The 20,187-nt window shown below is 39.4% G+C and carries 18 protein-coding genes, 1 pseudogene and 1 other annotated feature; of the genes and pseudogenes, 17 read left to right on the top strand and 2 right to left on the bottom strand.

From position 1 onward, the window contains the following. Positions 1–161 precede the first annotated feature (161 nt). The 8 genes from mraZ to ftsZ all read left to right on the top strand — a co-directional run bounded on the left by mraZ (position 162) and on the right by ftsZ (position 8,414). Complete coding sequence (gene mraZ / locus BMZ41_RS02620) at positions 162–593, top strand: division/cell wall cluster transcriptional repressor MraZ (RefSeq protein ID WP_090165811.1); 432 nt, start codon at positions 162–164, stop codon at positions 591–593. An 8-nt stretch (positions 594–601) separates the two neighbouring features. Continuing rightward, positions 602–1,546, top strand: coding sequence for a 16S rRNA (cytosine(1402)-N(4))-methyltransferase RsmH (rsmH, locus tag BMZ41_RS02615; RefSeq protein WP_090526748.1), 945 nt, complete (start codon positions 602–604; stop codon positions 1,544–1,546). 61 nt (positions 1,547–1,607) lie between these two features. Then, on the top strand, positions 1,608–2,096 hold the full coding sequence (locus BMZ41_RS02610) for a hypothetical protein (protein ID WP_090165815.1): 489 nt from the start codon (positions 1,608–1,610) through the stop codon (positions 2,094–2,096). 13 nt (positions 2,097–2,109) lie between these two features. Next, positions 2,110–4,182, top strand: coding sequence for a peptidoglycan D,D-transpeptidase FtsI family protein (locus BMZ41_RS02605; RefSeq protein WP_090526746.1), 2,073 nt, complete (start codon positions 2,110–2,112; stop codon positions 4,180–4,182). 11 nt (positions 4,183–4,193) lie between these two features. Beyond that, complete coding sequence (gene mraY, locus BMZ41_RS02600; protein WP_330386103.1) at positions 4,194–5,141, top strand: phospho-N-acetylmuramoyl-pentapeptide-transferase; 948 nt, start codon at positions 4,194–4,196, stop codon at positions 5,139–5,141. Positions 5,142–5,159: 18 nt separating this feature from the next. After that, positions 5,160–6,317: an FtsW/RodA/SpoVE family cell cycle protein gene (locus BMZ41_RS02595; protein WP_090526744.1), complete on the top strand. Its 1,158-nt coding sequence runs from the start codon at positions 5,160–5,162 to the stop codon at positions 6,315–6,317. Next, complete coding sequence (locus tag BMZ41_RS02590) at positions 6,310–7,074, top strand: cell division protein FtsQ/DivIB (RefSeq protein ID WP_090165823.1); 765 nt, start codon at positions 6,310–6,312, stop codon at positions 7,072–7,074. Before BMZ41_RS02595 ends, BMZ41_RS02590 begins: the two co-directional genes overlap by 8 nt. 122 nt (positions 7,075–7,196) lie before the next feature. Then, on the top strand, positions 7,197–8,414 hold the full coding sequence (ftsZ, locus tag BMZ41_RS02585) for a cell division protein FtsZ (protein ID WP_090165825.1): 1,218 nt from the start codon (positions 7,197–7,199) through the stop codon (positions 8,412–8,414). A 42-nt stretch (positions 8,415–8,456) separates the two neighbouring features. Here ftsZ and BMZ41_RS02580 read toward each other — a convergent pair whose 3' ends face one another. After that, the gene (locus BMZ41_RS02580; protein ID WP_090165827.1) at positions 8,457–9,194 is read right to left on the bottom strand and encodes an ion transporter; all 738 of its coding nucleotides are present in this window, start codon (positions 9,192–9,194) and stop codon (positions 8,457–8,459) included. Continuing rightward, positions 9,194–9,361 carry a hypothetical protein gene (locus BMZ41_RS15530; protein ID WP_176754429.1) on the bottom strand — a complete coding sequence of 56 codons (168 nt, stop codon included), beginning with the start codon at positions 9,359–9,361 and terminating at the stop codon, positions 9,194–9,196. The genes BMZ41_RS02580 and BMZ41_RS15530 overlap by 1 nt, the downstream gene beginning before the upstream one ends. 227 nt (positions 9,362–9,588) lie before the next feature. Beyond that, positions 9,589–9,831 (top strand) — a binding site (T-box leader). 191 nt (positions 9,832–10,022) lie between these two features. On the opposite strand from BMZ41_RS15530, the gene trpD reads away from it, so the two are divergent. The 9 genes and pseudogenes from trpD (at position 10,023) to BMZ41_RS02540 (ending at position 20,159) form a co-directional block, all read left to right on the top strand. Then, positions 10,023–11,096, top strand: a complete 1,074-nt coding sequence (trpD, locus tag BMZ41_RS02575; RefSeq protein WP_090165829.1) for an anthranilate phosphoribosyltransferase — start codon at positions 10,023–10,025, stop codon at positions 11,094–11,096. Then, positions 11,056–11,835 (top strand): indole-3-glycerol phosphate synthase TrpC, encoded by a 780-nt coding sequence (gene trpC / locus BMZ41_RS02570; protein WP_090165831.1) that lies wholly within the window; start codon positions 11,056–11,058, stop codon positions 11,833–11,835. The genes trpD and trpC overlap by 41 nt, the downstream gene beginning before the upstream one ends. A gap of 1 nt (position 11,836) precedes the next feature. Then, a pseudogene (locus tag BMZ41_RS16080) lies at positions 11,837–12,403 on the top strand (phosphoribosylanthranilate isomerase); the annotation flags it as partial. Beyond that, positions 12,398–13,627: a tryptophan synthase subunit beta gene (gene trpB / locus BMZ41_RS02565; protein WP_242942002.1), complete on the top strand. Its 1,230-nt coding sequence runs from the start codon at positions 12,398–12,400 to the stop codon at positions 13,625–13,627. The pseudogene BMZ41_RS16080 and the gene trpB, both read left to right, overlap by 6 nt. Next, positions 13,620–14,396 (top strand): tryptophan synthase subunit alpha, encoded by a 777-nt coding sequence (gene trpA, locus BMZ41_RS02560; RefSeq protein WP_090526738.1) that lies wholly within the window; start codon positions 13,620–13,622, stop codon positions 14,394–14,396. Before trpB ends, trpA begins: the two co-directional genes overlap by 8 nt. Then, positions 14,386–15,879: an anthranilate synthase component I gene (trpE, locus tag BMZ41_RS02555; RefSeq protein WP_090526736.1), complete on the top strand. Its 1,494-nt coding sequence runs from the start codon at positions 14,386–14,388 to the stop codon at positions 15,877–15,879. Before trpA ends, trpE begins: the two co-directional genes overlap by 11 nt. Next, positions 15,876–16,439: an anthranilate synthase component II gene (locus BMZ41_RS02550; RefSeq protein ID WP_090526734.1), complete on the top strand. Its 564-nt coding sequence runs from the start codon at positions 15,876–15,878 to the stop codon at positions 16,437–16,439. The genes trpE and BMZ41_RS02550 overlap by 4 nt, the downstream gene beginning before the upstream one ends. A 101-nt stretch (positions 16,440–16,540) precedes the next feature. After that, a complete protein-coding gene (locus BMZ41_RS02545) occupies positions 16,541–18,154 on the top strand; it encodes a GH25 family lysozyme (protein WP_090526732.1) in 1,614 nt (537 codons plus the stop codon). Between the two features lie 352 nt (positions 18,155–18,506). Continuing rightward, positions 18,507–20,159: a cellulase family glycosylhydrolase gene (locus BMZ41_RS02540; RefSeq protein WP_090526730.1), complete on the top strand. Its 1,653-nt coding sequence runs from the start codon at positions 18,507–18,509 to the stop codon at positions 20,157–20,159. Positions 20,160–20,187 lie beyond the last annotated feature (28 nt).

Here is a 20,187-nt window from a genome sequence, read left to right as displayed (position 1 = left end):
TTATACCACATGTGGGGAATATTGATTTTACGGGCTTTGCGGGTTGCAGATGAGCTTAATTTGGTTTAGAATGTAGTTAAAAGTGGAGGAAAGTGGAATAAAAGTGTCATAAAGTGGTGGATATGGAGACAGTCTGCCATTTGGAAAGGAGGAAGTGTCTCATGTTCATGGGCGAATACAGTCACAATTTAGACGCGAAGAATCGTCTTATTATGCCTGCAAAGTTTCGTGAGCAGTTGGGAGATCACTTCGTTGCCACTAAGGGACTTGATGGTTGCCTTTTCGTTTATCCACTTAGCGAATGGCAGAATATCGAGGAAAAGTTCCGAGAGATTCCACGTACCACAAAGGATGCTAGAAAGTTCTCCAGATTCTTCTTTGCAGGAGCAGCAGAATGCGACATCGATAAGCAAGGAAGAGTACTTATTCCAGCTACACTTAAGGAATATGCTGGAATTGATAAGGAAGTTGTTTCTGTAGGTGTTCTTAACCGAATTGAAATCTGGTCTAAGGAACGCTGGATAGAGGAAGGCACCTACGATGACATGGATGAAATAGCAGAGCATATGGCTGAGCTTGGTCTCGGAATTTAAGGAGTTAAATGGAATTTAATCATTATTCGGTTCTCTTACATGAGACAGTGGACAATTTGAATATTAAACCTGACGGAATCTATGTTGATGGCACATTGGGAGGTGGCGGTCATTCTTTTGAGATAGCCAGTCACCTTACTACAGGACATCTTTACGGATTTGATCAGGACACCGACGCCCTAAAGGCAGCTGGGGAGAGGCTTGCATGTTACGGGGATAAGGTCACCAGAATTCATAGTAATTATGAATTCATGAAGGAGCGTCTTGCAGAGTTTGGTGTTACCAAGGTGGATGGCATAATGCTTGATCTTGGAGTTTCCAGCTTCCAGCTTGACGAGGCGGACAGAGGATTTACTTACAGAGTAGAGGATGCTCCTTTGGATATGCGTATGGACAAGGACAATCCTATGACGGCTGCTGATATAGTTAATACTTATTCAGCAGAGGATTTGACCCGCGTCCTATACACATATGGTGAGGAAAAATTTTCAAAGCAGATTGTTAAAAACATCATCAAAGAGAGAGAAAAAGCTCCAATACTTACAGCTGGTCAGCTTAATAAAATCATTGCTGAGAGTATTCCAAAGAAGGCTCAGGTTGGTCAGGGGCATCCTTCAAAGAGAACCTATCAGGCTCTTCGAATTGAACTAAACAGAGAACTTACTGTTCTAGAAGATCATATAGACGATATGATTGATTTACTTAATCCAGGTGGAAGACTTTGTATCATCACCTTCCATTCGTTGGAGGACAGAATTACAAAGGTTGCTTTTAAGAGAAATGAGGATCCTTGTACATGTCCAAAGAACTTCCCGGTATGTGTTTGTGGGAAAAAGTCAAAGGGTAAAGTGGTTACTAGAAAGCCAATATTACCAAGCGATGAGGAGCTGGAAGCAAATTCCCGCTCAAAGAGTGCGAAGCTTAGAGTATTCGAGCGTGGTGACGAAGCCTAAGCAGATAGAGAATTTTGGGTGCTAGTTTTGATTACTAGTTTAAATTGAGGAATAGAGAGATATGCAGGAATTAAAGACTTACTATTACAACGATGGCAATGCCGTCCGCAAAGAGACAGAATACCAGTTGCGTCCGGCTAGAAGTCTGCCTACACGTGAGCAGCGTGAGCGTGAAAAGCGTGAGGATGCCATCCGTCGCCAGAAGATTACAGATAGAAGACGTGTAGCAGCTCTTAGAAAGAATAGATTGTTAACAGGTTATATGATTATGGCAGTTGTTCTTACCTGCTTTATGCTCGTGGGCTATGTGGCACTTCAGACTAACGTTACAACAAGAATGGGACACATTGCAGATATGGAAAATGAGCTTTCTACCATCAATGCTGATAACAATGCAGCTGAGAGTAGAATCGCTACAAATACCAATCTTTCAGAGATAAAAGACAAGGCTATAAATGAGTTGGGAATGGTATATGCAACCAGCAACCAAATAGTGTATTATAGTATAGATGGTTCTGACTACATGAGTCAGTACAAGGATATACCATAGGAAGATACGCATAATGTCTAGTAATAAAAAACGACGAAGAATAAAACCTAATAAAAAGATTTTAAAAAGAATGCAAAGAAAACTCTGGCTGGTATTTGGAGTTGTTTGTATTCTTTTTGTTGTTCTAATAGGACGCATAATGTACATCCAGTACACTAGTGGTGATAAATACGAAAAGATAGTTTTGGCTCAACAAAAATACGACAGCTCGATTATTCCTTTTCAGAGAGGAAATATTGTTGATACCAGAGGAACAGTATTGGCCACCAGCGTTGATGTTTACAACGTTATTCTAGATAGTAAGGTTCTTAATGATAATGAAAAAAAGGCTAAGGACAAAAATAAGGATAGCTGCATTACAGCCACAGTAAACCTGGTAGCTGAGTGCTTCCCAGAAATAGATAAAGAGAAGATTCGTACTCAGCTTGAGGAACATCCAAAATCTGCATATTTTGTTTTGGCTAAAAAGGTTCCTTACGAAGAGATGGCTGCCTTCGAAGAGAAAAAAGCCGCAGATGAAAATAAAGGGAAGATTTTTGGTATCTGGTTTGAAAAGGAATATGTAAGACAGTATCCATACGGAAGTCTGGCGGCAGCTACCATAGGTTATGCAAGTAGCGGTAATGTTGGTGTAATTGGTCTTGAAAACAAATATTCAAATGTTTTGAACGGAATTAACGGACGTACCTATGGATACCTTAATTCTGACAGTAACCTTGAACAGACGACAATTGATGCCACTAACGGTAACAACATTGTTTTATCTCTGGACGTTAACATTCAGACTATTGCTGAAAATGCTATAAAAGATTGGAACGAGAAGACAATGGCTCAGTGGAATGCAGACCATCCTGATGAGCCAGAGTATCAGGGTTCACTTCATACAGCTGCGCTGGTTATGAATCCTAATACAGGTGAGATTCTTGCCATGGCTCAATATCCATCCTTTGATTTGAACAATCCAAGGGATTTATCTGCATATTACACAGAAGAGCAGATTGCGGAAATGTCTACAGATGACAAGATGGATAAGCTTAATAAAATCTGGCAGAATTTTCCAATTACATATACCTATGAGCCAGGTTCTACCTTTAAGCCTTTTACCGTAGCTATGGGACTTGAGACAGGTGCCTTATCAGGCAGTGAGACCTATTTTTGTGATGGTGGTGAGATGATTTCCGGCTATCCAAAGTTGGTAAGATGTGTTGCCCACAATAAAGGTGGTCACGGCACACAGACTATTGCAGATGCATTGTCCAATTCCTGCAACGATGCCCTTATGCAGATGGTAAGAGTCATCGGCGCAGATACATTTTCTGATTATCAGTCGATATTTGGATTTGGACAGAAGACAGGCATCGACCTTACAGGTGAAGCCAGCACAGCAGGACTTATTTATAGCAAGGACGATTTACATTCCGCTATTAACCTTGCTACAAATTCTTTCGGTCAGAACTTTAATACTACTATGATTCAGCTTGGAACAGGTTTCTGTTCCCTTGTAAATGGTGGTAATTTATATGAGCCACATCTTGTTAAGAAGATTACCGATTCAAATGGTAATACTGTTAGCGAGATTGAGCCTAATCTTTTAAAGAAGACAGTTTCAAAAGAGGTTAGTGATATACTTAAGGAATATCTTCACTTCGTAGTATCTGATGGTACTGGAAAGACTGCCGGTGTTAACGGATATACCATCGGTGGTAAGACAGGTACAGCGGAGAAGCTTCCTCGAGGCAATCACAAATACCTAGTTTCCTTCATTGGCTTTGCACCTGTTGATAATCCCCAGCTTGTAGTATATGTTATTGTTGATGAACCTGGAGTAGGAGCAGAGGGCAACAATCAGGCCCACAGTAGCTTCGCCCAGGAGATTGTTCATAACATTTTTGAACAGGCATTACCTTATATGGGTGTTGAATCTTCTCTTACAGAAGAAGAGGAGGCTGCCGCAGCATCAGCTCTTACCGAGGCTGCTCAGCAGAGCGAGCCGGATGAAGGTGTAGCTGAGGACACACCTGAGGGTGGCGAGTCCACAGCAGACCCGTCCGTAACCCCAGATAATGGTAACGAAGATCAAAACTAAGGAGTTTTATTATGTTAGAAGTTTTTTTACCAATGATAGTTGCATTTTTTATAGTTGTAGCGCTGGCGCCAGTGTGTATTCCATTACTTCGTAGACTTAAGATGGGAAACACAGAGCGTGAGTACATTAAGGAGCACAAAGCAAAGAATGGTACACCTTCAATGGGTGGCATCATGATACTTATTGCATTTGCTGTTACAGCTATTTTGTTTGGAAGAAATGTTCCACATATCTATCCAATCGTTATTCTTACAGTTGGCTTTGGTGTTCTTGGTTTTGTAGATGATTTACTCAAGGCTTTGAAGCGAAGCTCAGACGGTCTTAAGGCATGGCAGAAGATGCTTGGTCAGATTGTTCTTACAACAGGCTTTGCTGTATATATGGTAAAGTTTTCTGATGTTTCTTTAGAACTTAGAATTCCAGCAACAGGTGCTTTTGTGGATATTAGCTGGCTTGCAATTCCACTTCTTTTCCTTGCAGTGCTTGGAACAGTTAATGGTGCCAATTTTACAGATGGTCTTGATGGTCTTGCCACTTCAGTTACACTTGCAATTGCAGGTTTCTGGGGACTTGTAGCAATTCATCTTTATTCAGATATTACTCCAGCAATTGCTGCCATGATTGGTGCATTGTTTGGATTTTTAATGTTTAATGTACATCCTGCTAAGATTTTCATGGGCGACACAGGTTCACTTGCTCTTGGTGCATTCGTTGTATCAGTTGCATACACTTTACAGATGCCTATCTTCATTATCGTTGTTGCTCTGATTTATCTTGCAGAGGTTCTTTCTGTTATTCTTCAGGTAGGTTACTTTAAGATGACAGGTGGAAAGAGAATTTTCAGAATGGCACCAATTCATCATCACTATGAGCTCGGTGGTTGGTCTGAGGTAAAGGTTGTTGCTGTATTTACAACAGTTACAATTTTCTTATGCACATTTGCATATTTTTTGGTATAGGGGAGTTAATTTAGTTTTATGACAAGAGACAAGGAGCTGGCCGCTTCAAGACGAGAGGCCAGACAACGAAAAAAATTAAAAAAGCTATTGAATTTTGATTACACTCTGCTTTTTATCGTTGTGTTTATTTTAGCCTTCGGTCTGGTTATGCTTTACAGCACCTCTGCTTATGCAGCGTCTCTTAAGATAGGAGATTCTACTTACTACCTTAAGAAGCAATTATTTGCGGCAGGACTTGGCTTTGTAGGCATGAGCTTCTTTACAAAAGTTGATTATAGAAGATGGAGTGCATTTGTTATTCCGATTTATTTTGTTTCTATTTTCTTATGTGTAATTGTTAATTTCGTAGGTACTACCTTGAATGGTTCTACACGTTGGCTTAAGGTAGGCGGAATTTCTGTGCAGCCATCAGAGATTGGAAAGGTTTCAGTTATTCTGCTCATAGCTTTTGTAGTTGATAGAGCGCCAAAGCATCAACGTACAATTAAGGGAACTATTCGTACCTTGGCACTTATTCTTCCAATATTTGGTGTAGTAGCATATAACAATCTGTCTACAGCGATTATCATTGCAGGTATAGCTTTTGTTATGACATTTGTGGCATCACCAAAATACAGACCATTCTTCCTTGCTGGTGCAGGCTTTGTTGGTTTGGGACTTTTGGCAATACACTTTGTTAGCTACAGAGCACAGCGTATCTCAGCATGGCTTCATCCAGAGGATTATATAGAGGATACTGGATTCCAGATTCTTCAAGGACTTTACGCCATTGGTAGTGGTGGATTGTTTGGAAAGGGGCTTGGTGGCAGTATGCAAAAATACATTGTGCCAGAGGCTCAGAATGATATGATTTTTTCTATTATCTGTGAGGAATTAGGTATATTCGGCGCAGTTTGTATTATCCTTTTATATATCCTCCTGCTTTACAGATTACTTTTCATAGCTACTCACGCCAAGGATATGTTTGGTTCATATATTTGTATCGGTATAATGGCTCATATTGCGCTTCAGGTTGTACTTAACATTGCCGTTGTTACCAATTCAATTCCAAATACAGGTGTTTCTTTACCGCTAATTAGTTACGGTGGAACATCAGTGGCGATTCTTTTATCAGAATTTGGATTGGCCCTTAGCGTGTCTAAGAATATGGATTTTGATGGGGAGGAATATGAGTAGAAGAGCTAGAAGACGAAGAAAAGCCTTTGTGCTTGTTTTTATAGAATTTGTTCTGGCTGTGGTTATTGTTGCATCCGTGCTGGGCGCAGGCGCATATTTTATGTGCCCAATTAAAGAGCTTTCCGTGGAGGGCACAGATCTTTATACAGCCGACGAGATAAAGAATTATATTTTGGATGATGAATATTCAGGGAATGCAGTATATGCGTTTTTTAAGAATAAGCTTTTCCCTAAGGGAGATGCTGAATTTATAGATTCCTTCGATGTTAAAATGACTGGATTAAATTCAATTACAATTGTTTGTAATGAGAAGAAGATTCTTGGGTACATATATCAGGAGGATGGAAAATACGTTTATTTTAATCATAGTGGAGAAATAGTCGAGATTAGTGAGACTTTTGTGGATAGAGGGTACATGAAAGTTGAAGGTGTTGTCTGTGAAAACCCAGAGAGAGGTGAAAAGCTTCCTATCGGTAAAGAGCAGATTGGATATCTTACCTCATTAATCAAGATATTAAATAAAAATGATTTAATGCCAAATGTGGTTTCATATGATGAAGATGGACGAATAATTTTGTCTTATGACACCTATAATATTGCTCTTGGAAGTAGCGTTTATCTGGAGGAGAAGATTGACCGTGCACTTAGGATTCTTCCACAGCTTGATGGAATGACCGGAACACTACATCTTGAGAATTATTCCAGCGCTAACACAGATATTGTATTCGAAAAGGACTCTGGAGAGGAAGAAAATTAACTTTTTTTGATAAAAAACGGTTGATAAATAGAGTGAAAAAATATAATATTATATATAGTATTTTGGTATTAGAGAATTTGTTTGACCTCCCTTAGAGGTTTAATAATAAGGAGGATAAAGTTTTGATTAACATTACGACTGACGAGACAGGGGCTCCTGTCAGAATCATTGTTGTAGGCGTAGGCGGCGCCGGCAATAATGCAGTAAAGCGTATGGTTGAAGAGGGAATTGGGGGAGTTGAGTTCATTGGCATCAACACTGATAAGCAGGCGTTGGATTTATGTAAGGCGCCTACTCTTTTAGCTATAGGTGAGAAAACAACAGGTGGAAAGGGCGCTGGCGCAAATCCAGAAGTAGGCATGAAGTCTGCTGAGGAGAGCGCAGAGGATATTTCAGCTGCTATTAAGGGAGCTGATATGGTATTCATCACATGTGGTATGGGTGGTGGTACTGGTACAGGTGCTGCTCCAGTTGTTGCTAGAATCGCAAAGGAACAGGGCATCCTTACAGTAGGTATTGTTACAAAGCCTTTCCAGTTTGAAGGAAAGCCACGTATGAATAATGCCCTTAATGGTATTGAAAGATTAAAGGAGAGCGTAGATACTCTTATCGTTATCCCTAACCAGAAGCTTGTTGAAATCTGCAACAAGTCTATGGGTATCGGAGAGAGCTTCCGCATGGCAGATCAGGTGCTTCATCAGTCTGTTCAGGGTATCACAGATCTCATTACTAAGAATTCACTTATTAACCTTGACTTTGCTGATGTTCAGACAGTTATGAAGGACAAGGGCTTAGCACATGTAGGTATCGGTTCTGCTAAGGGTGATGAGAAGGCTCTTGAGGCTGTTAAGGCAGCTGTTGCTTCTCCACTTCTTGAGACAAGCATCCAGGGTGCTACAGACGTTATTGTTAATATCTGTGGTGATGTTGGTCTTAACGATGCAAACGAGGCTACATCTTATGTTCAGGATATGACAGGCGCAGATGCAAATATTATCCTTGGTATTACGGTAGATGAGACTATGGATGACGAAGTATCTGTTACAGTTATTGCTACAGGTCTTGGTGAGCCAGTTTCTACACCAGGAATGCGTACAGCTTCAGGTATGATGTACAATGCACAGCCTAGACAGTCTAGTGCTGATATTCTTGCAAGCATGCAGCGTACAGTAGCTCCAGCTGGACAGGCAGGTGTTACAAATCCTACACCAGTTGTTAACAGAGCTGTTACACCTACTACACCTATCCAGAAGCAGGTTACACCAGTGGCACCTACAGAGAGCACAGTTCCAGAGCTCAATATTAAGATGCCAGATTTCATGAGCTCAATTAAGAAATAATTATATGAATTAGTAAAGGCACTGCATTTGCAGTGCCTTTTTTTATAACTCATATTTACCTTTTTTCTTGGTTATTTCAGCCATGTAGGCTGCAGTTATAATACCAGTCGGAAGAGCGATGACAGCCATTCCTACCAATGCGGAAATCATTGTAATAAATCGTCCTACCGGAGTAACAGGATATATATCACCATACCCAATTGTAGTAATAGAAATAGTAGCCCAATACAAGGCATCGAAGAAGGTATCAAACAGATTTGGTTCTAGCTGGAACACCAGCATTGCTGATACTATTATATAAACTATAATCAAAATCAATACTGCTAAAAGCTGAGCCTTAACTTTTCTTATTACATTTGCAATGATAATCATTGTTTTAGAGTATCTAACCAGTTTTAAAACTCTAAAGATTCTAAACAATCTGAAAAGCGAGATTATCGTTGAGACTGGAAAGAAGATATATAAAACCGGAGAAATTGACAACAAATCAAATAATGCTAAAGGTGTAAAAATATAAGCTATGTAGGCTCTATAATGCTTGTAGCCCATTTTATAATCTGCAGTATAAATTCGTGCTATGTAATCAATAATAAAGAGTATACTTACAGCTACATCAATAATAAGAGTAAGTAGATTATTTCCTTTTTGAGTCAAAGGAACAAGACCTACGATAATAGCCACAGTCATTAGCCTATCGTAAGCCCGGCTAGAAACATCACCAATAGACGACACCTCTAGCACTTCATATATTCGACGTTTAAAATCGTATTCAGTACCCATTAGATGTTACCACCTTTAATAAATGCAATAATACCTAAAACAATCAATGCAATAGTAAGGATGTCACATAACAGCACAAAAATTTTTGCCTGCTTTGTACGTGCATCCTTTGTAAGGCCGGAATCACTAATTAAGATATCTTTGTTATTACCTTCTTTTTTATTCATAGTTATAATCTCCTAAAATAAATAATATCATCTTAATGTGAAAAAAAATTATACACATTATGTAGATTTTCGTATCTTTATCCCAACAGTATACTTGCAAAACTTGTAGGAAGTGGAAGGTGAGAGATTCATTTTTTGTAAATCAAGATTTTATTTTAAAAAAAATCTGAAATATTGTATTGACACTGTATAATTGTAATGATATAGTTACTTCAACATAATAAAGTACTAAACCGATGAGGGAGAAGAGTACCTCTACATGATTCTTTTTAGAGAGCTGTGATGGTGGGATGCAGTAAGATAGTGTTTTGGGAATGGACTCCTGAGGGCGTGAGGAAATAGCATTATTGCTAGAGTATTGCACGACGGAAGGCACTCGTTAGTTGCCAGGGATATGATGGTATCCTGATAAGCGCATGAGTAAATCATGAATTCAAGGTGGCACCGCGGAATAAATTTTCGTCCTTGATAGAAACGTGACGTTTCTATCAAGGGCTTTTTTAGTTTAGAGCGGCTAGAAAAACTAGGTAAGCGCGAGCAGGAAGGCTCCATGCAAGCTAGGAAGGAACCCGAAGGGGAGGTTGCCTAGCGAAGTATGGAAGGTGGCCTGCGGGAGCATAAAAAAGCAGGATGCCGCTCAATAGTAGAAAGGAGAATAGACATGATAAAAGAAGCAATTGCAAAAATCGTAAACAAAGGAGACCTTACATATGATGAGGCCTATCAGGTAATGAATGAGATTATGAATGGAGAAACATCTCAGACTCAGAACGCAGCTTTCCTTGCAGCTCTTTCTACAAAGAGCGCAAAGGCAGAGACAACAGATGAAATCGCAGGATGTGCTACAGCAATGAGAGAGCATGCTCTTAAAGTTGAAACTGGAATGGATGTTTTTGAAATAGTAGGAACAGGCGGCGATAATGCACATAGCTTTAACATTTCTACAACCTCAGCACTTGTAGCAGCAGCTGCTGGAATGAAGGTAGCTAAGCATGGAAACAGAGCAGCTTCTTCACTTTGTGGAACAGCTGATTGTCTTGAGGCACTTGGAGTAAATATTCAGCAGGATCCAGAAAAGTGTGTGGAGCTTTTGGATAAAGTGGGAATGTGTTTCTTCTTTGCTCAGAAGTATCATGCATCAATGAAGTACGTAGGAGCAATCAGAAAAGAGCTTGGTTTTAGAACAGTTTTCAATATCTTAGGACCACTTACAAATCCAGCAACACCTTCTATGCAGCTACTTGGCGTATATGATGAATACTTAGTTGAACCGCTTGCTCAGGTTCTTGTAAGTCTTGGCGTAAAGCGAGGAATGGTTGTATATGGAATGGACAAGCTTGATGAGATTTCTTTAAGTGCACCTACAAAGATTTGTGAAATTTACAACGGTGAGTTGCTTACATACACAATTAAGCCAGAGGATTTTGGATTTACCAGATGCACAAAGGAAGATTTAAAGGGCGGCACACCTGAGGAGAACGCAAAGATTACAAGAGAAATCTTAAAAGGAGCTAAGGGACCTAAGAGAGATGCAGTTCTATTAAATGCAGGTGCATCACTCTTCATCGGAGGAAAAGCAGAGAGCTTTTCTGAGGGAATTAAGCTTGCTGCAAAGATTATTGATTCAGGAAAAGCTCTTGAGACCTTAGAGAAATTTGTTTTAGTAAGCAATGAAATTAAAGCAGGAGAGGCAGATGAACATACTACAGCAGCTAGGGCAGCATGCAACGCATAGAGTTGAGGAAGCAAAAAAATATATATCTTTGGAAGAACTAAAAGCAAAGGCTTATGGTCTTCCAAAGGGGAATTTTGAATTTGAAGAAGCTCTCAAAAAAACAGGAATAAGTTTTATATGTGAGTGCAAAAAAGCTTCTCCTTCAAAGGGAATCATCGCAGAGGATTTTAATTATCTTCAGATTGCAAAGGACTATGAAGAGGCAGGTGCAGATTGCATCTCAGTTCTCACAGAACCTAAATGGTTTTTAGGTAGTGAGGAATATCTAAGAGAAATCGCAGATGCAGTAAATATTCCATGTATCAGAAAGGATTTTACTGTAGATGAATACATGATATATGAAGCAAAGGTTCTTGGAGCTAAAGCGGTACTTCTTATATGTGCAATTCTGACGGAAGAACAAATAAGAGAATATATTCGTATATGCGATACACTGGGGCTTAGTGCTTTGGTAGAGGCTCACGATGCTGATGAAGTAAAAATGGCTATTGAAGCAGGAGCACGTTTAATTGGTGTAAACAATAGAAATTTAAAGGATTTTTCAGTAGACACAGGAAATAGCAGAGGACTAAGAGAATTGGTTCCTAAGGATGTTATTTTTGTTTCAGAAAGCGGAATCAAAGGACCAGAAGATATACAGCTTTTACAGGATGCCAAGGTAGATGCAGTTCTGATAGGTGAGACCTTAATGAAGGCAGAAGATAAAGCAGCAAAACTTAGAGAATTAAGAGGAAATTGATATGACAGCTATTAAATTATGCGGACTTACAAGAGAAGAAGATATAAAAAAAGCTAATGAAATTAAGCCAGAGTATGTTGGTTTTGTCTTCTATGAGAAGAGCAGACGAAACGTTACAAGGGATAAGGCAAAGAAGCTTAGAGCTATGCTTAATCCAGAGATTAAAACTGTAGGTGTTTTCGTTGATGCTAATCCAGTTGAAATTGAAAAGCTTTACGATGAGAGAATCATTGATGTTGCTCAGCTTCATGGAAATGAAAGTGAAGATTATATTAAGGATCTTCAGGATAAATGCATTCCAGTAATCAAAAGATTCAAAGGAGATGAACCTGAGGAACTTATTAAGGCAGAAAAGTCCAGTGCAGATATGATTCTTTTTGATGTAGGTCAGGGCGATGGAAAGACTTTTAATTGGAAATTGCTTTCATATATCGATAGACCTTTTATTTTAGCAGGTGGCCTTAATCAGGAAAATGTTGCAGAGGCTATTGAGGCTACAAATCCTTATGGCGTTGATGTCAGCTCAGGAATTGAGACCGATAAGCTTAAGGATGGTCATAAGATGAGAGAATTCGTAAATGCGGTTCGAGAGGATAAAAAAGTGGCAAAGACTACAGGGCGTTTTGGAGTACATGGTGGTCAGTATATTCCAGAAACACTTATGAATGCAGTAAATGAGCTGGAGGAATCATATAACCACTATAAGGATGATCCAGAATTTAATAGAGAGTTAAAGGAACTTCTTGATAATTATGCTGGTCGCCCAAGCCTTCTTTATTACGCAGAGAAGATGACTAAGGATTTGGGTGGAGCAAAGATTTACCTTAAGAGAGAAGATTTAAATCACACAGGTTCTCATAAAATAAACAATGTATTAGGACAGGCACTTCTTGCAAAGAAGATGGGAAAGACAAGACTTATTGCAGAGACTGGAGCCGGTCAGCACGGTGTAGCAACTGCTACAGCAGCAGCTCTTCTTGATATGGAATGTGTGATCTTCATGGGTGAAGAGGATACTAAGCGTCAGGCTTTAAATGTGTATAGAATGAAGCTTCTGGGAGCTGATGTTGTACCAGTTACCAGTGGAACTGCAACTTTAAAGGACGCTGTTTCAGAGTGTATGAGAGAGTGGACAACAAGAATTGACGATACACATTATTGCCTGGGTTCAGTAATGGGACCTCATCCATTCCCTACAATCGTTAGAGATTTTCAGGCGGTTATTTCAAGAGAATCAAGAGCACAGATTCTTGAAGTGGAAGGAAGACTTCCAGATGCTGTTCTTGCCTGTGTAGGTGGTGGAAGTAATGCCATGGGTTCTTTCTATCACTATATTGGTGACGAAAATGTAAGACTCATCGGATGCGAGGCAGCAGGACGAGGAATTGATACTTTCGAGACAGCAGCTACAGTTAATACGGGTAAGGTTGGCATCTTCCACGGTATGAAGTCTTATTTCTGTCAGGATGAGTATGGACAGATTGCACCAGTTTATTCCATTTCAGCTGGTCTTGATTATCCAGGTGTTGGCCCAGAGCATGCTTACCTTCATGATATAGGCAGAGCAGAGTATGTGCCAGTTACAGATGATGAGGCAGTTGAGGCCTTTGAGTACATTGCAAAGACAGAGGGAATCATCGCAGCCATCGAAAGCTCACATGCTATCGCATATGCGAAGAAGCTTGCTCCTACAATGGACAAGAATCAGATAATCATGGTTACAGTTTCAGGTCGTGGTGACAAGGATTGTGCCGCAATTGCACGTTACAGAGGAGAGAACATCTATGAGTAAGATAGCAGAAGCATTTAACAATAAAAAAGCATTTATTCCATTTATCACCTGCGGTGATCCAGACCTTGAGACCACAAAGAAGATAATAAAGGAGCTTGAGAAAAACGGGGCAGATTTAATTGAGCTTGGTATTCCTTTTTCAGATCCTACAGCAGAAGGACCAGTTATCATGGAAGCCAATATTAGAGCTTTGAAAAATAAAGTGACAACTGATGATGTGTTTAACATGGTTGCTGAGGTAAGTAGTGAAGTAAGCATACCTTTAGTATTTATGACTTATGCAAACGTGGTTTATTCATATGGTAGTGACAGATTTTTTGAAAAATGTAAGGAGACAGGAATCTGTGGAATCATCCTTCCAGATGTGCCATTCGAAGAAAAAGCTGAGTTTGAGGATGCGGCTGCAGAGTATGATGTGGAATTTGTGTCGATGATTGCACCAACTTCTGAGGACAGAATAGACATGATTTCAGCAGACGCCAGAGGATTTATTTATATCGTTTCCAGCCTTGGGGTAACAGGTACAAGAAAAGAGCTTAACGGAAATATTAAGTCTTTGGTGGAGCGTGTTAGAAAAAATACTGATGTACCATGCGCAGTGGGATTTGGTATTTCTACTCCAGAGCAGGCAGCTGAAATGGCTAATATTTCAGATGGTGCCATCGTAGGTTCCGCAATTGTAAGAGTAATTGCTGAGCACGGAAAAGATGCACCAGCACATGTAGGTAAATTTGTTAAAGAAATGAAGGAGGCATATTATGTTTCCTAGTTTAGAAGAAGTAAAAAAGTTGGCAGAAAGCGGTGATTACAAGCGTATTCCAGTGGCGATTGAGATGCTTTCAGATAGTCTTACAGCTATCGAGACCGTAAGAATTTTAAGGAATGCCAGCCATCAGTGCTATCTGTTGGAAAGTGCCAGTCAGTCTGAGACATGGGGAAGATATTCTTTTCTTGGCTTTAATCCTAAAATGGAAATTACCTGTCAGGACGGAGTAGTAAAAATTAAAGAAAATCATGGAGCAGATAAAACTCTAGTTGAAGAGAGAAAAGTTGCACATCCTGGATTAATTCTTCGTCAGGTGCTTGCAGATTATAAGACACCAACCTTGGAGGGGCTTCCAACTTTTACAGGAGGTCTTGTTGGATATTTTTCTTACGATTACATCAAATATGCAGAGCCAAAGTTAGCCCTTGAAAATCATGGTGAAGATGATTTTAAAGATATGGATTTAATGCTTTTTGATGATGTAATAGCCTTTGATAATTACAAGCAGAAGATTTATATCATTACAGGAATTATGCTGGATACGGATTCGCTGGAAGAAGCATATGTACAGGCAGGAGAAAGATTAGAGCAACTAAAGAAGCTTCTTAATGAGGGTGTAAAAAAGGAGTTTAAGCCACTTAAACTTAACTCTGAAATTACACCAAAATTTTCTAAAGAAGAGTATGGCCAGATGGTAGAAAAGGCAAGACATTACATTAAGGAAGGTGATATCTTCCAGGTGGTACTTTCAAATCCTATGACAGCCAAAGCAGAAGGAAGCCTTTTTGATACTTATAGATATCTTCGTTCTACAAATCCATCACCATATATGTTTTATTTCAACAGTGATGACATAGAAATAGCAGGCGCATCACCTGAGACCTTGGTAAAGGTTGAGCAGAAAAAGGTAAGCACCTTCCCTCTTGCAGGCACACGCCCACGTGGAAAGAGCCAGAGTGAAGATGAAGCACTTGAAGCTGAACTTCTCAGGGATGAAAAAGAGCTTGCAGAGCACAATATGCTTGTAGATCTTGGTAGAAACGATATAGGTAAAATAAGCAAGCTTGGTACGGTAAATGTGGAAAAATACATGGGAGTGGAGCGTTATTCTCATGTAATGCATATCGGTTCTACAGTGGTAGGCCAGCTTGCTGATAACAAGGATGTAATTGATGCCGTAGATGCTATTCTTCCTGCTGGAACTCTTTCTGGTGCACCTAAGTTTAGAGCCTGTCAGATTATCGAGGAGTTGGAACAGAGCAAGCGAGGTATTTACGGTGGTGCTTTGGGCTATATCGACTTTGCAGGAAATCTTGATGTGTGCATCGCTATCAGACTTGTGTATAAGAAAAAGGATACAATCTGTATTCGATCTGGTGCCGGAATCGTATATGATTCAGTACCACTTACGGAAGCAGAGGAATGTATTAATAAAGCAAAGGCAGTTGTTAATGCTGTGAAGTACGCAGAGGGGGGATTGGCATGATTTTATTAATAGATAATTACGATAGCTTTTCTTACAATCTCTACCAGCTGGTGGGTGAAATAAATTCGGATATTCTTGTAATTCGAAATGACGAACTTCGTTTATGCGATATTGAAAAACTAAATCCAAGTCAGATTATTATTTCACCAGGTCCAGGCAGACCAATAGATGCAGGAATATGTGAAGATGTGATAGCTCATTTTGCAGGAAAGGTTCCTATTCTTGGAGTATGTCTTGGGCATCAGGCAATCTGTGAAACCTTTGGTGCTGATATCACATATGCCAAGGAGCTTATGCATGGTAAACAATCAGTGGTAGCAATTGATAGAGATTGCAAATTATTTAAGGGACTTCCTGAGGAAATAAAAGTAGCACGTTATCATTCGCTGGCAGCTGATCCAGAGGTACTTCCTTCAAATCTAAAGGTTGTAGCTACTTCCGATGATGGAGAGGTAATGGCTGTAAAGCATAAAGATTATGAAGTATATGGTCTTCAGTTCCATCCAGAATCTATTCTTACCCCTGATGGAAGACAGATGATAAAAAATTTTATAGCATAAAAAATGTTGAATTTGCCAGCCTTCGGGCTGGCTTATTTTTTATATTTTGCTATACTAGATATGTGTTTTATTGAAAAATTGGAGGAAGAATAATTACAACAATGAAGGACTTTAATCATTTTGATTACAACAAAAAAGCTTCCAGCAGAGGAAGGAAGCAAAAAGATATTTTTAGGCGAAGGATACTTATTGGCGGTATTGCTGTAGGTATTCTATTTTTAACGCTGGGTACAGTTTTTATTGTGAAAAAGGTTACTGGTGGAAAGGAAGAGCCAGTAGAAGTAGCAGAAGAACTGGAGCCAGAAGATGATGTTAAAATCGAAGTAGTGGTAGATGAGCCAGAGGAAGAACCAGCAGAGGAAGTTACAGAGGACACAGAGGAGGAAGAAAAATCTTCTAAGGATCCACAGGTAGAGGTCAAGGTAGAATCTGGAGCAAATGTTGATGTTGGTAGTCTGGTAAGCGCCAGCACTGTAGGCGAGAACTCAAATATCACTTATGGTATTGATGTTTCAAAATTTCAGGGTACTATCGACTGGACACAGGTAGCTTCTTCAGGTATCAATTTTGCGATGATTCGTGTTGGCTATAGAGATTCATCTACAGGAGAAATCAAAGCTGACTCAAATGCAAAATATAATATGCAGGAAGCTGAAAAGAATGGAATTAAGATTGGTGCTTATTTCTTTTCTACAGCGATAAATTCTACAGAGGCCAATGAGGAGGCTACCTGGGTTGCAAATTATATTGCTCAATATCCTATAACATATCCTGTTGGATATAACTGTGAGGGATTTGAAAATAGCTCAAGTCGACAGTACAATCTGACAAAGGATGAGAGAAGTGCAGTTGCAGATGCTTTTTTGGATGCCATATATAAGGCCGGATATACACCTATTTTCTATGCTTCAAAAAATGAGCTGACAAATGATGCCAAGTGGAATGCATCTTCGTTAGAGAAAAAATGGAAAATCTGGATGGCATGGTATAACCAGGATACATCAGCCATTGCTACAGGTCCTGCATATAGCGGAAAATGCGCTATGTGGCAATACACAAATCAGGGAACTATTCCTGGAATTAGCAAAAAGGTAGATGTTGATGTGGCATACTTTGGTTACAACGGCACAGAAACAGCCAAGGATACATCTGAAAGAGCAGTGGCGTCAGCTGATGTGGAAGCACTTATGAAGTTCGATGCTGTGGAGGAAACAGTTACAGCGAAGAGTAAGACAAACTTAAGAGATAAGCCTAGCCAGGGAGCAGATAGTACAGTTAAGGTGACACTTCTTAATGGTCAGACTGCTACACGTACAGGAGTCAGCAAGAGCGGATGGTCAAGAGTGGTATTTGAGGGCGGCACATATTATGCAGTTTCAAGCTACCTTACAACAGATTTATCTGCAGCCGCCCAGACAGCACCTTCACCTACTCCAGAAACAGCTACAGATGCAGCCCAAGCAGAGCAGACACCAGCTACAACAGGATTTAAAACAAAATTTACCGATTGTAATGAGTTAATAACTGCAAAGGAAATAGTTAACCTTCGCTCTAAGCCAAGCGTTACCGATGCAGATTCGCAGGTTGTTATCACTTTATACAATGGTATGACGGCTACACGTACAGGTATTAATAATGAGTATGGCTGGTCAAGAATTGATTACAACGGACAGACACTATATTGCGTAAGCAGTTATATAAAAGTAGTAGAGTAAAAATGATACTCGCCAATTTAAAGTTTTCCTTCTGAAAAAGGAAACTCTAAAAAAAGACCCGATTTTTTTGTAAGAAAAAATTGGGTCTTTTTTAGTAAATATGCACAGTGAAAAATTAAATCGAAAGAGTAAAATATTAACAAAATATTACGAAAATGATACAAAGTGCATAAAAAAATACTACAATTAATTGTTAAAAATACTAGTATATTAGTCTTGACAGAGTTTTTACGACGTGAAAACTGCACGTGTGAAATAATACACAGCGAGGCATAAGTTATTGACTATAACGTTTAAGTACACATATTATATATATAGGTCGCGACAGTAAGACGAAGGGAGATGCATAAGAATGCATAATGTTAAAAAAATTAAGCGATTATTATCGTTAGTATTGACATTAATAATCGTTGTAACAGCAGTTCCTGTAAAAACAGCAAATGCTGCCAGCGGTACAAACAAAACTGCTACACAGGTTGTCTCAGACATGACAGTAGGTTGGAATATAGGAAACAGCCTTGATTCTTATGGTCAGAAGTCAAATTTCCCATATACAACTTCAAATGAGACATACTGGGGAAATCCAAAGACAACAAAAGCTTTAATCGATGAAGTAGCTAAGGCAGGTTTTAATACAATTCGTATTCCTGTTTCATGGGGACAGTATACAACAGGATCTAATTATCAAATTCCTGATTTCTTCATGAAGAGAGTACATGAAGTAGTAGATTACTGTATTGCAAATGATATGTATGTAATTCTCAATACACATCATGATATTAACAGCGATTATTGCTTCTATGTTCCAAACAATGCTAATAAGAATCGTTCAGAGGCTTATTTCAAGTCAGTTTGGACACAGATTGGTAAAGAGTTCAAGGATTATGATTATCACCTTGTTTTTGAAACAATGAATGAGCCAAGACTTGTTGGACACAGCGAGGAGTGGTGGTTCCCAAGAAATAATCCAAGCTCTGATATTAAAGAGGCTGTTGCATGCATCAATGATTACAATCAGGTAGCACTTGATGCAATCAGAGCAACAGGTGGAAACAACGCTACAAGATGCGTAATGGTTCCAGGTTATGATGCTTCTATCGAAGGCTGTATGACAAATTCATTTGCTATGCCTAAGGACTCAGCAAGCAACAGACTGATTCTTTCAGTTCATGCTTATATTCCTTATTATTTCGCTCTTGCAAGTGATACATACACAACAAAGTTTGACGATAGCAATAAGGGGGATATTGATTCATTCTTCAATGATTTAAATTCTAAGTTCTTATCAAAGAACGTACCAGTTATCGTTGGTGAGACAAGTGCAACAAACAGAAACAATAGGGCAGATCGTGTAAAGTGGGCTGATTACTATTGGGGAACAGCTGCAAAATACAGCAATGTAGCAATGGTTCTTTGGGATAACAATGTCTATGAGAATAATTCTGCAGGTTCTGATGGTGAGTGTCACAGATACATTGATAGAAATTCATTAAAGTGGATGGATCCAGAAATCATCAGTGCTATTATGAAGCATGTAGATGGAACACCAGCTACTATCAATGGAAAAGTTGTTCCAACACCTACACCAGTGCCAACAGCAACACCTACACCAACACCAAAGCCAACACCTACACCAACACCAAAGCCAACACCTACACCAACGCCAAAGCCAACACCTACACCAACTCCTCAGCCAACAGCAACACCTTCAGCTACAGGTGATTTAAAGGCTGAGTACACAATTAATAATTGGGGTTCAGGCTATCAGGTATTAATCAAGGTAAAGAATGATTCTTCAGCTAAGGTTAATACATGGACAGTGAAGGTAAATAAGAAAGATGTAAAGATTGATTCAAGCTGGTGTGTAAATGTTGCCGAGGATGGTGACTATTATGTAATCACACCAATGTCATGGAATTCTTCTATAGAAGCGGGAGCGTCGGTAGACTTCGGAATTCAGGGCAATGGTTCAATTGGTACAACAGTAGATATAACTGTTAAGTAAGATTAAAAAATTAGAGAATGCGGGTAGA

Origin of the sequence: Pseudobutyrivibrio sp. UC1225 (assembly GCF_900115215.1) — a bacterium.
In the GTDB taxonomy this organism is placed as follows: domain Bacteria; phylum Bacillota; class Clostridia; order Lachnospirales; family Lachnospiraceae; genus Pseudobutyrivibrio.
Note: the sequence above shows the minus strand (reverse complement) of the source record. Positions and strands in the feature narration are given on the sequence as shown.